This is a genomic window from Nocardiopsis mwathae (assembly GCF_014201195.1).
GTDB lineage: Bacteria > Actinomycetota > Actinomycetes > Streptosporangiales > Streptosporangiaceae > Nocardiopsis_C > Nocardiopsis_C mwathae.
In genome coordinates this window covers 3,685,489-3,702,445 of the sequence record NZ_JACHDS010000001.1, presented here as the reverse complement: position 1 = coordinate 3,702,445, position 16,957 = coordinate 3,685,489, and the positions used below count along the sequence as shown (strand labels likewise).

The window sequence follows — 16,957 nt, the reverse complement described above, 5'->3', positions numbered from 1 at the left end:
TGGGAGTTTCCCTCGGAAACGTCCCCCTCCCGGCCGACTCAGGTCAACGGCCTCATCCGGACGTCATATGAAAATCATTCGTCTTTGTTGAAGATGTGGCGAATATAAACCGGTGTTGCTCATGTTGCGCAGGGTGGTCGGCGTTTTCCCGTATCGGTCCCCTGCCCCGCTCCCGCCGGTGGCGGCCGCGGGGTCGGTGGGCCGGCGCGGGCCGGTGGTGCGCTCCCCGGCTGCGGCCGGGGCGGATCGGGTATTTCCTACTTTTTTGGTTGACAAAGTGGGGATGTGGGGCCAGGGTGGTCTCGGGCCCATCGGGGGCACCCGCCCGCAGGCCCCACCCGGGCCGGGTGTCGCGGCCCCACCCCATCAGCGGAAAGGACCGGTCTCCCCATGGCACTGACGTTCCACTGGTTCCTGCCGACGCAGGGCGACGGCCGCGGCATCGTCGGCGGGGGCCACGGCGTCGACGTCGACTCCGCCTGGCGCGCCCGCGAGCCCACCGTCGGCTACCTGGCCCAGGTCGCCCGTGCAGCCGAGCAGTTCGGCTTCGAGGGCGTGCTCACCCCCACCGGGGCCTGGTGCGAGGACGCCTGGCTGACCACGGCCACCCTGGTCGAGGCCACCGAGCGGCTGAAGTTCCTGGTCGCGTTCCGCCCCGGGCTGCTGTCCCCCACGCTGGCCGCCCAGATGGCCGCCACCTTCCAGTGGCTCAGCGGAGGCCGACTGCTGCTCAACGTGGTCACCGGCGGAGAGGGTGCCGAGCAGCGGGCCCACGGCGACTTCCTGGACAAGGACGCCCGCTACGCGCGCACCGACGAGTTCCTGCGCGTCGTGCGCCGACTCTGGTCGGGGCAGACCGTCGACTTCACCGGGCACCACATCTCCGTCGAGGGAGCCCGCCTGCACCGCCCGCCCGACCCGCGTCCGCCGCTGTACTTCGGCGGCTCCTCCCCGGCCGCGCTGCGGGTGGCGGCCGCCCGCGTCGACACCTACCTGACCTGGGGCGAACCGCCTCCTGCGGTCGCGGACAAGATCGACCGGGTCGCGGCCCTGGCGGCCAAGCGCGGCCGCACCCTGGACTACGGGATCCGGCTGCACGTCATCACCCGCGACACCGCAGCCGAGGCCTGGGCGGACGCCGAACGGCTGCTGTCCCGCGTCGACGACGCCACCGTCCGGTCCGTCCAGCAGGGTCTGGCCGCCAGCGAGTCCGAGGGGCAGCGGCGGATGAGCGAACTCCACGGCGGCAGCCGCGACCGGCTGGAGGTCCACCCCAACCTCTGGGCCGGGATCGGCCTGGTCCGGGGCGGCGCCGGGACCGCACTGGTGGGTAGCCACCGCGAGGTCGCCGACCGGATCGAGGAGTACCACCGGCTCGGCCTCGGCGAGTTCGTCCTCTCCGGCTACCCCCACCTGGAGGAGGCCTACCGGTTCGGTGAGGGCGTGCTGCCGATCCTGCGCGAGCGCGGACTGTGGAATCCGCCCTCCGCCCTCCCGGCGGCGGCCCCGGCCGTCCCCCTCGCCGACTCGGACCGGGACCCCGCCCCTGCGGCGACCTGACATCCGGCCGACATGACCACCACCGACGGCGCCACCGCATCCCGGCGCCCGCCGTTCCACGAACACCGGGGGGAGAGCACATGACCACCGTGCCGACGATGCCGCTGCGGTCCGCGGCCGCGCACCGCGGCGCATCGGGGCAGGACCCGCAGGACCCGCCGAGCCTGGGCGCCGACCGCCTCCGCGGACTGATGGCGCACCACGCCGCGGGCGTCGTGATCATCACCGCCGACGTATCGGGCGAGCCGGTGGGGCTCACCGCGACCTCGTTCACCAGCGTCAGCCTCGCACCGCCCCTGGTCGCCTTCTACATCGCCGACACCTCCACCACCTGGCCGAAACTCCGCAGAGCCCGGCACTTCGCCGTCCACCTGCTGGCCGCCGACCAGCAGGACCTGGCGTGGCGCTTCGCGGCCAAGGGCGTCGACCGGTTCGCCGCGCCCACCTCCTGGAGCCGCGGCGCCGAGAACGTCCCCCTGCTGGGCGGCACGGCGGTGCACATGGTGTGCCGCCGCCACGACAGCCGACTGATCGGCGACCACTGGCTCGTGGTCGGCGAGGTGGAGCACGGCTACGAGCTCAGCGAACCCCGCCCGCCGCTCGTGTACCACCAGGGCGCCTTCGGCGGATTCACCCCCCACCGCTGACCCGTCGCACCGCCCGACCCACCCGCCTTTCCCACACGTCCCAGGAGCACCCCGTGGGCCCACCATCCACGTCCACCGTCCGGACGCCCGCCCCCGACGGACGGATCCCGCCCTCAACGGAGCCGCCGTCCCCGCCGCGCAGCGAAGGCACCGCCGCCCGCGCACCGCGGACAGGTCGCGTCGGAGCCTGGCAGCTGTGGATCAGCCCGGTGGCCCTCCTCGTGCTGTGGCAGCTGGCGGCCTCGGCCGGGCTCATCCCCGAGCGGCTGCTGCCCTCGCCTGCCGCCGTCGCCACCACCGGGATCGACCTGGCCCGGGACGGCACCCTCCTGTCGGCCGCGGGGACCTCGCTGCAGCGCGTCCTCGCCGGATTCGCCGCGGGGGCGCCCGTCGGTCTTGCCTGCGCCGTCGTCGCCGGGATGAGCCGCTGGGGCGAGAACCTGGTGGACCCGCCGCTGCAGATGCTGCGCGCCGTCCCGATCTTCGGCCTGATCCCGCTGTTCATCCTGTGGTTCGGCATCGGCGAGACACCCAAGGTCGCCCTGGTCGCCATCGCGGTCGCCGTCCCGCTCTACATCAACACCCTCGCCGGTGTCCGCGGGGTGGACGCCGAGCACCTTGAGGTCGCCCGCGTCCTGGGGCTCGGCCGCGCGGCGGTCGTCCGGCACGTCATCCTGCCCGGCGCCCTCCCCGGCCTGCTGACCGGGCTGCGCCTCAGCCTCGGCGGGGCCTGGCTGGCCCTCATCGTCGCCGAGCAGATCAACGCCGACGCCGGACTGGGCTTCATGATCAACAGCGCCCGCGAGTTCCTGCGCACCGACGTCGTCGTCCTCGGGCTGGTCGTCTACAGCCTGCTCGGCCTGGCCACCGACGCGATCGTCCGACTCCTGGAGAGGAAGGCCCTGGCATGGCGGCCCCGCAACCGGACCTGAACACGGCGCAGCGCGCGGCGGCATCGGTGCGCGTGCGCGGCCTGGAGAAGACCTTCGACGGCGACCACGTACTGCGCGGCCTCGACCTCGACCTGGCGCCGGGGGAGTTCACCGCCCTGCTGGGGCGCAGCGGCTCGGGGAAGTCGACCCTGCTGCGCGTGCTCGCGGGCCTCGACGGCGAGCACGCGGGGGAGGTCGCCACCGGCGGCGGCGTCGCCGTGGCCTTCCAGGAGCCGCGGCTGCTGCCCTGGAAGAAGGTGTGGGCCAACGTCGTCCTGGGGGCCGCGGTCCCCGCACCGCGTGAGGCGGCGCTGGCCGCGCTCGCCGAGGTCGGTCTCGCCGACCGCGCCGACGCCTGGCCGCTGACCCTGTCCGGCGGCCAGGCCCAGCGCGCCTCCCTGGCGCGCGCCCTCATCCGCGAACCCCGGCTGCTCCTGCTGGACGAGCCCTTCGGCGCCCTGGACGCGCTGACCCGCGCGACCATGCACCACCTGGTGCTCGACCTTTGGGAGCGGCACCGGCCGACCGTCCTGATCGTCACCCACGACGTCGACGAGGCACTGCGGCTCGCCGACCGCGCGCTCGTCCTCACCGACGGGCGCATCTCCCACGACATCGTCGTCGACCTGGAGCGGCCGCGCCGACGGGACGACCCGCGGGCCGCGCCACTCCGCGCCGAACTGCTCACCGCGCTCGGCGCAGCCCCCACCACCCCGTGAACGACGAAACGGACCACCACCGATGACTCCGAAGACCCACGCCCACCTCCCGGCCCCGATCGCCGCCCTGTCCACGGCCCTGGTGCTGCTCCTCACCGGGGCGGGGTGCGCGGCGGGCGCCGATGAGGCCGGCGGGCTCGGCGACGTGGTGCTGCGCGTCGGCGACCAGATCGACGGCGCCCAAGCGCTGCTCGACGCCGCAGGGGAGCTCGACGACGTCCCCTACACGATCGAGTGGTCCACCTTCACGGCCGGGCCGCCGCTGCTGGAGGCCGTGAACGCCGACGCCGTCGACGTCGGCCAGGTCGGCAACACCCCGCCCGTCTTCGCCGCGGCGGCCGGCTCGGACATGCGGATCGTCGCCGCCTTCGAATCCTCGCCCGACGGAACCTCGATCCTCGTCCCGCCCGACTCCGACATCGACGACCCGGGCGACCTCGCCGGCCGGTCGATCGCGGTGACCAAGGGCAGCTCCGCCCACGGCCAGCTCCTCGGTGTCCTGGACGCCGCAGGAATCGGCTTCGACCAGGTCGACGTCGACTACGTGCAGCCCGCCGACGCCCTGGCGGCCTTCTCCGAGGGGCGCACGGACGCGTGGGCGGTGTGGGACCCCTACATCGCCCAGGCCCAGGACCGCGCGGACGCACGGATCCTGGTCAACGCGGACGGGTACGGCAACACCTTCACCTTCCAGGTCGCCGCGACCGACGCCCTGGAGGACCCGGCGCGCGCGGCGGCGCTGGAGGACTACCTGTCGCGGGTACACCGGGCGGTCCGGTGGAGCGCCGACCACCCGGACGACTACGCCGCGGCGTGGTCCGAACACACCGGCCTGCCCGAGCAGGTCACCCGGATAGCCGCCGAGCGGCGCTCCCCGGTGCCCCGCCCCATCGACGACGCCCTGATCGCATCCGAACAGGACCTGGCCGACGCTTTCGCCAGGGCCGGAGAGATCCCCGCCGCCCCGACCATGGCCGACTACGTCGACCAGCGGTTCAACGACCTGGTGTCGGCTGACATCGGCGCGTGAACCCCGCCCATCCACGCCGACCCCCTTCTTGGGAGTTCGCTCAGATATGTCCCGTGCAGTGGTTGACGCGTTTTCATGACCGGATTCGGCCACCATGTGAATTCTGCTCGCCTTTGCGGGGGATGGGGTGCAGGTAGAGGTACGTTTTGTGATGATATGACGACCTAAGGTGAGATCGCCTGTGATGTGCGCCACTTACGGCGACTCCGGGTGAACTGTTAGCTTCACGTCCGATTCAGGCGCCGCGCGCTTCCTCACGCTTCTCGGTGGCATGTCGGTGTTCCCACTCTGATTACTGGACGGAATCACCCCATGTACCGCCGGATGTCCGTCATGGTCGCTGTCGCGGTCATGGCCACGGTTCTCACCGCCCCTGGCGCCACCGCCGATGAGCGCGCAGCAGATGATCCCGACGCGCCGCCGAACGCCGCCGAAGGGAGTTCCGCCGCCGCACAGGCCGCGACCACGGGCGAGCGGGTCGAGATCGAATCGGCGACCGACGAGCGGTCGCAGGTCTTCGCCGAACCGGACGGGTCGTTCACGCTGGAGCAGTCGGCGGTGCCTGAGCGGGTGCGCACGCCGGGCGGTTGGGTTCCGATCGACACCACCCTGGAGACATCCGGTGATGGGACTGTGCGTCCGAAGGCGGTGTCGGCCGACGTGGTGTTCTCGGGCGGCGGGGAGGTGCCCATGGCCCGGGTGGGGCTGGGATCCAAGGCCGTGGAGCTGGACTGGCCCGGCGAGCTGCCCGCACCCGAACTCGACGAGGACCGGGCGACCTACGCTGACGTGCTGCCGGGGGTCGACCTGGTGCTGACCGCGGGCACCGACGGGTTCTCCCAGGTGCTGGTCGTGCACACCCGCGAGGCCGCCGAGAACCCCGAGCTGGCCGAGTTGGAGCTGGCGCTGGGCACCACCGGGGTGCGGATGGACGCCGATGAGGCGGGCAACCTCGAAGCGCTGGGCGAGAACGGCGGCGAGTCGGTGTTCACCGCCTCCAGCCCGGCGATGTGGGACTCCTCCGGCGACGACATCCCCGAGGAGGAACTGAACAACCGAGCCGCCACTGGCGCGCGCACCGCGCTCCTGCAGGCCAGGACGACGCCGACGTCGATCAAGCTGGTGCCTGACCACGCGATGCTGACCGACCCGAAGACGGAGTACCCCGTCTACATCGACCCGTCGGTGTCGGTCAGCCGCAAGGCCTGGGCCTATGTCGACAAGAAGTACCCCTCGACCGTGTACTACAACCGATCCGACAAGGACACCGGTGTGGGCTATGAGCCGCAGTACGGCCACACCAAGCGGGCGTTCTGGCGGTTCAGCGTCTTTGAGCGCACCAAGAAGCCCACGACCACGATCCAGTCGGCCACCCTGCGAGCCGAGGTCACCCACGCCTTCGGCTGCACGAACGCGACCTTCACCCTGTGGCGCACTTACGCGCTCTCGTCGAAGACGACGTGGAACAAGCAGCCCGGGAAGATGACCAAGCAGGACACGGTCAACGTCGACAAGGGCCGCCCGGCCTGCGGCGGCAAGGGCGTGGAGTTCGACGCCACCCAGGCCTACCGGGCGGCGGCCCAGGCCGGGCACCAGTCGGTGACCTACGGGCTGTACGGCAACGAGAGGGTGTCGGGCTCCAACTGGGACTGGCGGCGCTTCGCCAAGAACCCCAAGCTCGTGGTCAGGTTCAACAACAAGCCCGAGCAGCCCTCGACGGCCAAGATGTCGGACTCCCACGGCGGTGTGTGCTCCACGGACCCGAAGAAGCCGCGGCTGATCAACACCACCTCGCCGACCTTCCGCGCCTATACGCGCGACTACGACTCCCACTGGTACGGCCAGAAGCTCAAGACCCGCTTCGAGTGGAAGATCGAGGGCAAGGGCGACCGTGTCGGACACGTGGACACCGCCTACAAGGACGTCGCCAAGTGGCCCAAGGGCAGCTACTACAGCGCTACGGGCAGGAACCTCCCGGAAGGAGAGCTGCTGGGCTATAGGGCGATCGCCCACGACCAGACCGTGTGGGGCTACCCGTGGTCCGACTGGTGCTACATCAAGATCGACACCACCAACCCGGAGACCGGCCCCAAGGTGACCTCCGAGGACTACCCCGCTGGACACACGGAGACCGGAACCGTCGGGAAACCGGGCGAGTTCACGTTCTCCGCCAACGGCGTGGACGACGCGGCCGCCTACCACTACAGCGTCAACGACGCCTCCTGTTCCACCAAGATCACCCCGTCCACACCCGGCGGTTCGGTCACCACGACGATCACGCCTCGGATGGCGGGGCCGAATCTCATCCATGCCCGCACGAGCGATGCGCACGGCAACTCATCGGACTGCGTGCTCGTCTACACCTTCACCGTCGCACCGCCCAGCAACCCCCTCGCGCACTTCACCTTCGACGAGGGTGAAGGGAGGACAGCCGCAGACTCGGCGAAGAGTGGGCGTGCTGCGGCGGGATTCGGCGGGGTGGAGTGGACCCGCGGAAGGATGGGCGCGGTGGAAGGCGCCTCGCACCGACTGAACGGCACCGCTGTGGCCACCGACGGCGAGAACGGGCGTTTGGCCACCGAGGGGCCGGTGGTCGACACCTCCACGACGTTCAGTGTCGCTGCATGGGTCCGACTGGACGGCAAGAACGGAAACCACACCGCGGTCTCCCAGGACGGCGATGTCAACAGTGCCTTCATACTCGGCTACCAGGCCACCCAGGGTCGGGATAACTGGGTGTTCAGGATGCCTCCCGCTGACGCCCACAACGCTCCAGGCTGGGCGACCGTCCCCTCCGACGACCCTGCCCAGGTCGGAGTGTGGACGCACCTTCTGGCTGTCGTCGACTCCGCCACCGGTCAGGCGAACTTGTACGTCGACGGGGTCAGGCAGTCCGGTACCGCCACCGTGACGAGCCCCTGGCGGGCGGATGGCTCCCTGGTGATCGGCGGTGACAAGTACCGGGGTGCAGACGGCGGAGCCTGGCCCGGCGCCATCGACGACGTCCGTGTCTGGGACCGCGCAGTGCTCGACGAAACCGTTGGCGAAAGCGAAGAGCAGCCCGAGACGTGGAGGCTCGCGAACCGTCCGCCGATGTTGGAGGGCCGCTGGGAGCTGGACGAGACGTCGGGCACATCGGTGGCCGACTCCAGCGACCACGGGCTGATCGGCACCCTGCATGGCGACCCCGAGACCGCGTGGGGGAGGGCGGAGAACGACCACACCATGTCGAGTGGGGTGACCCTCAACGGTACCGATGAGCGGATCACCACCGATTCCCCGGCGATCCGCACCGACCGCAGCTTCAGCGTCGCCGCCTGGGTGCGCCTGGACGAGACCGGCACCAACTCCACCGCCGTCTCCCAGGACGGCAAGTCGAACAGCGGCTTCTACCTCGGCCAGCAGAACACCTACGACTGGGACAACTGGGTGCTGAAGATGGCTCCGTCCGACACAGAGGGAGCCAGGGATTGGCCGCGCGCCCTCTCGAGGAACAAACCGGAGCTCGGCACCTGGACCCACCTGGCTGCGACGTACGACCACACCAACCGCGAGATCGCCCTTTATGTGAACGGCGAACGACAAGGGACAGCGGCACAGGAAACCCCCTGGCACGCGAACGGGCCTCTGGTGATCGGTGCCGCACGGTTCGAAGGACGACTCGCGGGTGCCTGGGGTGGCGACATCGACGAGGTCCACGTGTATCAGGGCGTGCTCGACCAACTCGACATAGAGCAGGTCATCCAGGGAGCCGTGGCCATGCCGTAGCTCACCATCCACCTCGACATGACCACCCCCCGCTGTCGTAAGGCTCTGCGGAGAGCAGTCCGTAGGGCCAGGAGGACTCCTGTGTCTGACATCCCCCGGACGACCGTGCCGCCGCGTTCGCGAACACGGAGTGCGATCACCTATGGCCTGTCGCTGCTCATGGTCGGCGGACTGCTCTCGGCGCTCCCCGCATCGGCGATCGCCAACAACCACCGACCCGGCACCCAGGAGGAAGCCGCGGTCCCAGGAACTGACGTGGTCCAGAGCGTGCCTGACCACGAGGACGCGGAGGCCACGACGGCAACCGAGCTGGATGAGCCGGAGTGGCCCGAACCGGAGTCAGTACGGCTCGACCCAGGAACCGATGCGGACCATGCGGAAACCTTCACAGCGCCAGACGCCAATGAGTCCGGGACCGTGTCCCTCGGTCCTGCTTCCGACGACGATTTGAGGGATTGGCAGCACCCGCTCGGCGAGGGCTATGGGGACGAAGGCACAGCCGGGGACAGCGGGGATACGCGGAACGCCCTCGCACAGCCCCGGCCTGGACCCTCGGAGAGGAACCCCGCCCCTGCGGATGAGGCCGGAGAGCCCGAAGACGCCGGGGAGACCGAGCACGGCCCGGACTCGTCCCCCCTGGACGATCCTTCCGATCACTCTGCAGAGCACGGAGCCGAGGAGCCGGAGGCGCAAGAAGACTCCACACAGGAAGAGGAGTCCGCCGAGGACGTCACTACGGAGTCCGAGCCGGTCGAGGATGCCTCGCTGCAGATTCTCGACCGTGGGCAGGCCGAACGGATGGGCGTCGATGGCCTCCTGCTGCGCCTGACACGGACCGATGGCGGTGATGAGGTCGGTCCCGTCCAGGTCGGCGTCAACTATGCCGACTTCGCGTCCGCCTACGGTGGCGACTACGGTTCTCGCCTGCGACTCCTGGCTCTGGATGACTGTGTCGGCGGTGGTTGCGGGGCGAGTGTCGACCTGGGAGCGGTGAACGACCCGGGAACGCAGACGCTGAAGGCAGTGGCTCCTGCCGCGCCGCGCGCCGGGACACTGCTTGCCGTGACGGCTGCGGGCGGGAGCGGCAAGGGGACCGGTGACTACTCCGCCACCCCGCTGGCGCCCTCCTCGAAATGGAACGTCGGAGTGCAGACCGGCGATTTCTCCTGGTCCTACCCGATGGCCGCTCCTGGCGTGGCTGGGGACCTCATCCCCCAACTGAGTCTCGGCTACTCCTCGCAGAGCGTGGACGGCCGCACCGCCTCCTCCAACAACCAGACCTCCTGGATCGGTGAGGGGTTCGAGTACCAGCCGGGCTACATCGAGCGGCGCTACAAGCTGTGCCAGGACGATGGCAAGGACGTCCCGGACCAGTGCTGGGGTCGGCAGAACGCGACGATGTCGCTCAACGGGACCTCCACCGAGCTGATCATCGACTCCGACGGGAACTGGCACCCGCGCAACGACGACGGCTCCAAGATCGAGCGGCTGACCGGTGCGAAGAACGGCGACAACGACGGCGAGTACTGGAAGGTCACCACGACCGACGGCACCCAGTACTTCTTCGGCCGCAACCGCCTGCCCGGTTGGTCCTCGGGCAAGCCCGAGACCAACTCGGCCTGGACGGTCCCGGTCTACGGCAACGACAAGGGCGAGCCGTGCCACGCCTCGTCCTTCGCCGACTCGTGGTGCCAGCAGGCCTACAAGTGGAACCTGGACTACGTGGTCGACGTGCACGGCAACGTCATGACCTACTACTACGGGAAGGAGACCAACTACTACGGCCGCAACTTCACCAGCACCGCCACCCCTTACACACGCGGTGGCTACCTCAAGCGGATCGAGTACGGCCTGCGGTCTGACGACGTCTACGGCACAGCCCCGGCTCGGGTGAGCTTCTCCGTCGGCGAGCGGTGCATCCCCACTGGCGGCTTCGACTGCGCGCCGTCCAAGCGCACCAAGGCCAACGCCAAGCACTGGCCGGACGTGCCCACCGACCAGGAGTGCAAGAAGGGCGAGAAGTGCGCTGGTAAGCACTCTCCGTCCTTCTGGTCCACCAAGAAGCTGGACAAGGTCACCACCCAGGTGCACAACGGCGACAAGTACGCCACCGTCGACTCCTGGAAGTTGGAGCACAGGTTTCCGAAGACCGGCGATGGCACGGACCCTGCACTGTGGCTGGAGTCCATCGCACACACCGGCCACGTTGGTGGCAAAGCGTCCTACCCCAAGATCACATTCAACGGCACCGAGTTCGAAAACCGGGTGGACTCCACCCGGGACGGCCTCGCGCCCATGCTGAAGCGGCGTATCACCGCGATTTACACCGAGACCGGTGGGGAAGTGCATGTCAATTATTCGGCGCCGCAGTGCAGGGCCGGCTCCACCCCGAAACCGCATGAGAACACCAAGCGCTGCTATCCGGTGATCTGGACGCCTGAGGGCGAAGAGGAGCTGACGGACTGGTTCCACAAGTATGTCGTCACGGAGATCGTCGAGGGCGACCTGGTCGCCGACCAGCCGGATGTGCTCACGTCCTATTCCTACGTGGGTGGTGCCGCCTGGCACTATGACGACGCCGACGGCATCGTCCCGGAGAAGCGTAAGACCTGGTCACAGTTTCGCGGCTTCGAGAGGGTGAAGGTCCGTCAGGGCCGAGGCGACGAAACCCGAACGGAGACCGAGCACCTCTTCTACCGAGGGATGGACGGTGACAAGCAGCCCTCAGGAAAGCGTTCGGTGAGCATCACCGACTCCGAGGGTGGCAAGAAGACCGACCACGCCGCTTTCAACGGGCAGACACGCGAGGTCATCACCCGCAACGGCGTGGGCGGTGACGTGGTCACCAAGACCATCACGACACCGTGGAAGAAACAGACCGCCGAGCGCACCTACAAGTGGGGGACGGTGCGCGCCCACCTGACGGACATCGAGTCCACGGAAGTGTATACGGCGCTGGAGAAGGGGTGGCGCAGGACGAAGACGGTCAACACCTTCGATGACCACGGGTTCGTCACTCGGACCAACGACCAGGGCGATGTCACTGACAAGGGCGATGACCGCTGTACGCGCATCACCTACGCGCGCAACACCGATAAGTGGCTGTTGAACACCGTCGCGCGCGTGGAGACGGTGGATGCCGGGTGCGGAAACTCCGTTTCACGTCCCGACGACGTCATCAGTGACGAGCGGACCTCCTACGACGGCAAGAAGTTCGGCGAAGCGCCCACACGGGGCCTCGCCACCCGAACCGAACGCATCGCCGACTACAACGGCGACACCCCCAAGTACCAGACGACGGCCGAGACCACCTACGACTCCTACGGGCGCGTCCTGACGGACTCCGACGCACTCGGCAACACCACCGCGACCAAGTACACGGCAGCGCTCAAGGGCGGTGCGGCGACCACCGTCACCACGACCGATCCGCTCGGCCACACCGCGACCAAGCACCTCGACGTCCGGTCCAGCGCAACAGCCGAGATCGACGCCAACGGCAACCGCACCGACCTCACCTATGACCCGCTGGGGCGCCTGACACAGGTGTGGCTTGCCGACCGGGCCAAGGCCGACCACCCCGACCCGAACCTGAAGTTCGAGTACAACGTGCGCAACGATGCGCCCACCACTGTCGTCACGCACAGGTTCAACCCGGCCGGGGAATACATCACCAGCTACGAGCTCTATGACGGGATGCTGCGGCTCCGCCAGACACAGGAGCCGAGTGGAGTCGGCGGCCGCGTCCTGACCGACGTCTTCCATGATTCTCGGGGACTCCAGGTCAAGAAGCGTGAGCCGTACTTCAGTGATGGTGACCCCGGCGAGTCGCTGTTCGTTGTGAACAACGACAAGGAGATCGACCGCCAGACCGAGACCGTGTACGACGGTGCAGGCCGCGCGACCGATGTCATCCACGTCGCGCGAGGCACCGAGCGCTGGCGGACCAGCACTGAGCACCTGGGAGACCGGACCAAGGTCACCGTGCCCGATGGCGGGACGGGGACGACCACCATCACCGACGCGCGCGGCCGGACGGCCGAGGTACGCCGTCACCACGGGACCACGCCCGAAGGCGACTACGACGCCACCGCGTACACCTATGCCAAGAGCGACCAGATCGCCACGGTGACCGACCCGGGTGGCTACACCTGGCGGTACACCTACGACCTGCGTGGGCGGAAGGTCAAGGAGGACGACCCCGATGCCGGGACCTCCACGTTCACCTACGATGCGCTGGACCGCGAGGTCTCCGGAACCGACGCCCGCGGGGAGACAGTCGTCCAGGCCTACGACGCCCTCGGCCGCGTGACCGAGCGGCGTGACGACTCGGCCGAGGGTGCACTGCGTGCCAAGTGGGTCTACGACACCAAGGCCAAGGGGCTCTTGACGTCCTCCACTCGCTACGTCGAGGGTGAGGCCTACACTTCCGAGGTCGTCCGCTACGACAAGCTGAACCGGCCGCTATGGGAGAGGATCACCGTCCCGGCCAGGGAAGGAGAACTCGCGGGAACCTACAACTTCTCCCGCCACTTCAAGGCCGACGGCAGTGTGGGTGGCGAGACCTTGCCGAAGGTCGGCGGCCTTGATAAGGAAGCGATCGCATACGGATACGACGACCTGGGACGCCCGACAGAGGTCAAGGGCCTGTCCCGGATCGTCACCGGCGTCAAGTACAGCAAGGTCGGCAAACTCACGCAGCGTGAGTTCAGCCTGGGGGCCTTCGCCGGTGGCAAGAAGACATGGGTCACCTACGACTATGACCTGACCACGGACCGGCTGTCCGAGGCGAGTGTCACGCCGCAGGCGGGCAGTGGATCACTGAGCAAGCAGAGCTACGACTACGACGACATCGGCAACATCCTCCGGATCAGCGATGAGCCGACCGCAGAAGGCCTGCTCAAGGACGTCCAGTGCTTCACCTACGACCACCAGCGCCGCCTGACGGATGCGTGGACCCCGAACGCCGACGGGGAGACCGCCTGTGAGGGCGAGCCGTCCACCGATGAGTTGGGTGGGGCAGCCCCCTACTGGCACTCCTACGCCTACGACGCGACGGGCAACCGAACCGAAGAGGTTCGACACACCGATTCCGGCGGCATCGTGCGCAGCTACACGGCGCCTGCAGAGGGCCAGGGGCCGGCACACGGCGTGGCCAAGGTCGAAAGCTCCGGTGGCGGAGAGACAGAGACCTCGACCTATGAGTACGACGTCTCGGGCAACATGACCCGCCGTGTGACCGGTGACAAGGACCAGGAGCTCACCTGGGACGCCGAAGGCGAACTCGTCAAGGTCAAGGACGGAGCCACCGAGACCGACTACCTTTACGACGCCGACGGCGACCGCTTGATCCGGCGCGAGGGGCCGGTGACCACGCTGTACCTCCCGGGTACGGAGGTTCAGTGGACCGCTGGCGACGACACTGTCGAGGCGACACGCTTCTACCAGCATGGCGGCGAGACCGTCGCGGTGAAGGAGAATTCCGGCAAACTGCACTGGCTGGCCTCGGACCACCACGGGACCGGACTGCTGGCCGTCGACGCAGCCAGCGGTGAAACCGTCCAGCGCCGCTTCACCGCCTTCGGTGAGGAACGGGGATCCACGGGCACGTGGCCCAGCGACAAGGGCTTCGTCGGAGGCACCAAGGACGAGTCCACCGGCCTCGCCCAACTGGGCGCCCGGATGTACGATGCCACCCTCGGCCGCTTCATCTCGGTGGACCCGATCTTGGATATCCACGACGCCCAGCAGATGAACGGCTACGCGTACTCCAACAACAACCCTGTGTCATGGAGCGACCCGAGCGGCCTGCTGCTTCCGGGGGGTTACACTGTCAGGCCCTCCTCAGGGCCGTCCGGGCGCCGAGACGTCGACGACATCAAGCGTCAGACCACGCAGTATCGCTACTACGGCGCGGCAATCCCTGTTTCCCACTACTACACCCCGCGCTACAGGCAGCCCTACGTCCCCACCCTTCGAAAGGGCAAGGGGCTCGTATACAAGAAGAACCCCTCCTACAAGCCGGGTTACGTAAAGCCGAAGTCCAAGCCGAAGCCGCGGGTCGACCCCTATGCCAACACTTCCTACGCCGACCCCAGGGGTGCAGCTCTCAACAAGAGTAAGAGCGGGGTCGGAGACTGGGCCGTCAATCGATATACCCACAAGGGCGGTGGCTTCAATTGGGGCCAGGCATTGGATGATGCCGGACTCGTTCTCGGCGTGGCGGGTATGTTCGGATGTGCACTCTGCGCGGTAGGAGCGGCAGGGATCGCGGCTGGCAGGGCCACCTACAAGTTCTTCAATGACGAAGAAGGCTGGTATTGGGACATGATAGCTGCCGGTACATTTGGCGCAGGGAGAGGTGCGGGATACCTATTGTCAAGAGGGAAGTATTACAAGGAGCTAGCGGACTGGTATCCCAAGGGCATTGGTGGAAGCAAGGGGAAGGTGTATAAGAAGAGCAGAAGGCAAAACGCATCTAAGTATAGGAACCACAACAAGACTTTTGGGCCGCTTGCTGAATGGAGTTCGCGCGTAGACTTCGCATATGGAGGTTTCAACACGGCTAGATCCATCTATGGAGATGTCTCCTGAACTTCGACTGTAGATTGAGTGAGAAGTGTGAAGCATTGGGAATTTCGGGATCTTGGTGTGTTCGGCATTCCTCATTGGTGTGTCGGTAAACTAGTTCCTTCGCTCCGCAGGCCGCTGCTTGAGCTGAGGGAGGGAGGGAGAAAGGCCTCGAATGAGGGGGTGGACTGCGAGTCTGCTGAGTTCATATATGGAACCAAGTTCTGGTTTGCTTTTGCTGTCTGCTGCTTCTCGATACCCGTAGCGCACTCCCTGGCGAATCTCCTCAAGATCATTGGATCTGGTGTTCCTGTTCTGGTCATGAGCCTGGGATTGGTTTTGTTCTTCTATAAGGCCTCGCAGATGGTTCTGTTTGGCATAGAAAAATTTAGATTGTGGAGTCTAGGCTACTCCGAGGAATCTCTTTTTCAGGCGATGTCGAGGGCTGTTTATGTTTGTGCCTATGTTGCATCGATATCCATTTCCTTGCTTGTGATACTCACATGGGACGGGATGTCGAGGTATGGGTGACTCGGGTCGAATAAAGCCTGAATCATCTTCACTATGCGCCATATGTCTTCTAGCGAAGCTATTTCTATAACTGGAACTGGAGACTTCGGGTCTGAAATTGGAGAATTTGCAGTGTTCCAGATCGACACCAAATATGGGTGGAATCCACCCTAATGGGAGGGCGGATCGCCTGTTCTAACTCTGGGGCTTTGGCTGGGAAAGTGAGGGTGTGCGGATGGCGGACGTGGCGCTGGGTCTGGTGTTGGGTCTGTTGCTCGGGGCTATTGGACTCTGGGTTCTTTGCGCTAGTGATGAGAAGTTAGAGAAGGTGGTGATAGGATATTCGAAGCAGCCGTTGATTCTGAAGTACTTCTCGCGGTATTGGGGAGGGGCTGGTTTCGTGGTGGCGTCTGGCTTGATAATTCTGTGGGGGTTGCGCAAATAATTGCTGGATTATAGCAAGCAAAAGAGGCTTATTGGAAAATCAAAGTGAAGAAATGCCCCAAGCTCCAATGGTCGCTTTGAAGCGGTGTCGCGTAAGTACTCAAGGGATGCCGATGGTCGGTGTGTAGGATATTCCAAGAATTGATCCAGGCGATCGCCCGCCCGGCCGGTGCTCGAATCCCTGATATCTCGGAATTCCACGTCTTGTCGTTCTTGCTTGCCTTCCCTTCTTCGGTTTCTGTCGGAGCGGGACGTACCCGTATCCCTGGAAGTCGCCTGATTCCATCATCTGGGCCTATTGGTTGCCTTGAATATTGAACTCCGACAGGATTCTGATGCCTGGATTCTGAAATGGGGGCGCATGAATGGGTGCTCGTTCTTTGTGGTGATCGTCCTCCTAGTGGGCGTGGGGGTCGGGATCTATCATGTTTCTCGGGTTTTACACTTCGCGATCTGGCTTCTCTTTGCGGTGGCGGCTGCTTTTTTGGAAAGCAAAGGGCATGTTCTTGCTCCCGGGTCGCCGGGGCGGATTGCGGAGGGCCCTGTCTCATTAAGTGTGCTGATCGGGAGAGTGGTGCGTCCATATTCGGGTGTAAGATTCTCAATTGCGCTAGCAGCTTTTTCGGGAATATGGGGCAGGCACATGAAAGGGGGTCTGGGGTATGATTGGATCACCACACTTGCCATGGTTTTGTGTATTTTTATTTTGGGGTTTCCTTCTTTCTCGATCGAACGAGAGGGCGACTAGAGATAGGTCGGGCTTCTTTCTGAGTCCGGTGT

General features: G+C 66.5%; 9 protein-coding genes. All 9 read left to right on the top strand.

Going from position 1 to position 16,957, the window contains the following annotated elements:
- The first annotated feature begins 390 nt into the window (after positions 1 to 390).
- The 9 genes from HNR23_RS15905 (at position 391) to HNR23_RS15865 (ending at position 16,925) form a co-directional block, all read left to right on the top strand.
- The gene (locus tag HNR23_RS15905; RefSeq protein WP_184076335.1) at positions 391 to 1,560 is read left to right on the top strand and encodes an LLM class flavin-dependent oxidoreductase; all 1,170 of its coding nucleotides are present in this window, start codon (positions 391 to 393) and stop codon (positions 1,558 to 1,560) included.
- A 191-nt stretch (positions 1,561 to 1,751) separates the two neighbouring features.
- Positions 1,752 to 2,207: a flavin reductase family protein gene (locus HNR23_RS15900; protein WP_246422180.1), complete on the top strand. Its 456-nt coding sequence runs from the start codon at positions 1,752 to 1,754 to the stop codon at positions 2,205 to 2,207.
- Between the two features lie 53 nt (positions 2,208 to 2,260).
- Entirely contained in the window at positions 2,261 to 3,139 is an 879-nt protein-coding gene (locus tag HNR23_RS15895) for an ABC transporter permease (RefSeq protein ID WP_343070583.1), read from the top strand.
- Positions 3,115 to 3,858 carry an ABC transporter ATP-binding protein gene (locus tag HNR23_RS15890; protein ID WP_184076331.1) on the top strand — a complete coding sequence of 248 codons (744 nt, stop codon included), beginning with the start codon at positions 3,115 to 3,117 and terminating at the stop codon, positions 3,856 to 3,858. Before HNR23_RS15895 ends, HNR23_RS15890 begins: the two co-directional genes overlap by 25 nt.
- A 22-nt stretch (positions 3,859 to 3,880) precedes the next feature.
- Positions 3,881 to 4,888 carry an ABC transporter substrate-binding protein gene (locus HNR23_RS15885; RefSeq protein WP_184076329.1) on the top strand — a complete coding sequence of 336 codons (1,008 nt, stop codon included), beginning with the start codon at positions 3,881 to 3,883 and terminating at the stop codon, positions 4,886 to 4,888.
- A 312-nt stretch (positions 4,889 to 5,200) separates the two neighbouring features.
- The gene (locus tag HNR23_RS15880) at positions 5,201 to 8,656 is read left to right on the top strand and encodes a LamG-like jellyroll fold domain-containing protein (protein WP_246421777.1); all 3,456 of its coding nucleotides are present in this window, start codon (positions 5,201 to 5,203) and stop codon (positions 8,654 to 8,656) included.
- Positions 8,657 to 8,737: 81 nt separating this feature from the next.
- The gene (locus tag HNR23_RS27525; RefSeq protein ID WP_184076327.1) at positions 8,738 to 15,247 is read left to right on the top strand and encodes an RHS repeat-associated core domain-containing protein; all 6,510 of its coding nucleotides are present in this window, start codon (positions 8,738 to 8,740) and stop codon (positions 15,245 to 15,247) included.
- 18 nt (positions 15,248 to 15,265) lie between these two features.
- Complete coding sequence (locus HNR23_RS15870; RefSeq protein WP_184076325.1) at positions 15,266 to 15,754, top strand: hypothetical protein; 489 nt, start codon at positions 15,266 to 15,268, stop codon at positions 15,752 to 15,754.
- A gap of 730 nt (positions 15,755 to 16,484) precedes the next feature.
- Entirely contained in the window at positions 16,485 to 16,925 is a 441-nt protein-coding gene (locus HNR23_RS15865; protein ID WP_184076323.1) for a hypothetical protein, read from the top strand.
- Positions 16,926 to 16,957 lie beyond the last annotated feature (32 nt).

Excerpts from the sequence above, each read along its gene's own strand:
- HNR23_RS15905 (WP_184076335.1), top strand. The coding sequence starts at position 391 with ATGGCACTGACGTTCCACTGGTTCCTGCCGACGCAGGGCGACGGCCGC.
- HNR23_RS15900 (WP_246422180.1), top strand. The coding sequence starts at position 1,752 with ATGGCGCACCACGCCGCGGGCGTCGTGATCATCACCGCCGACGTATCG.
- HNR23_RS15890 (WP_184076331.1), top strand. The coding sequence starts at position 3,115 with ATGGCGGCCCCGCAACCGGACCTGAACACGGCGCAGCGCGCGGCGGCA.
- HNR23_RS15885 (WP_184076329.1), top strand. The coding sequence starts at position 3,881 with ATGACTCCGAAGACCCACGCCCACCTCCCGGCCCCGATCGCCGCCCTG.
- HNR23_RS15880 (WP_246421777.1), top strand. The coding sequence starts at position 5,201 with ATGTACCGCCGGATGTCCGTCATGGTCGCTGTCGCGGTCATGGCCACG.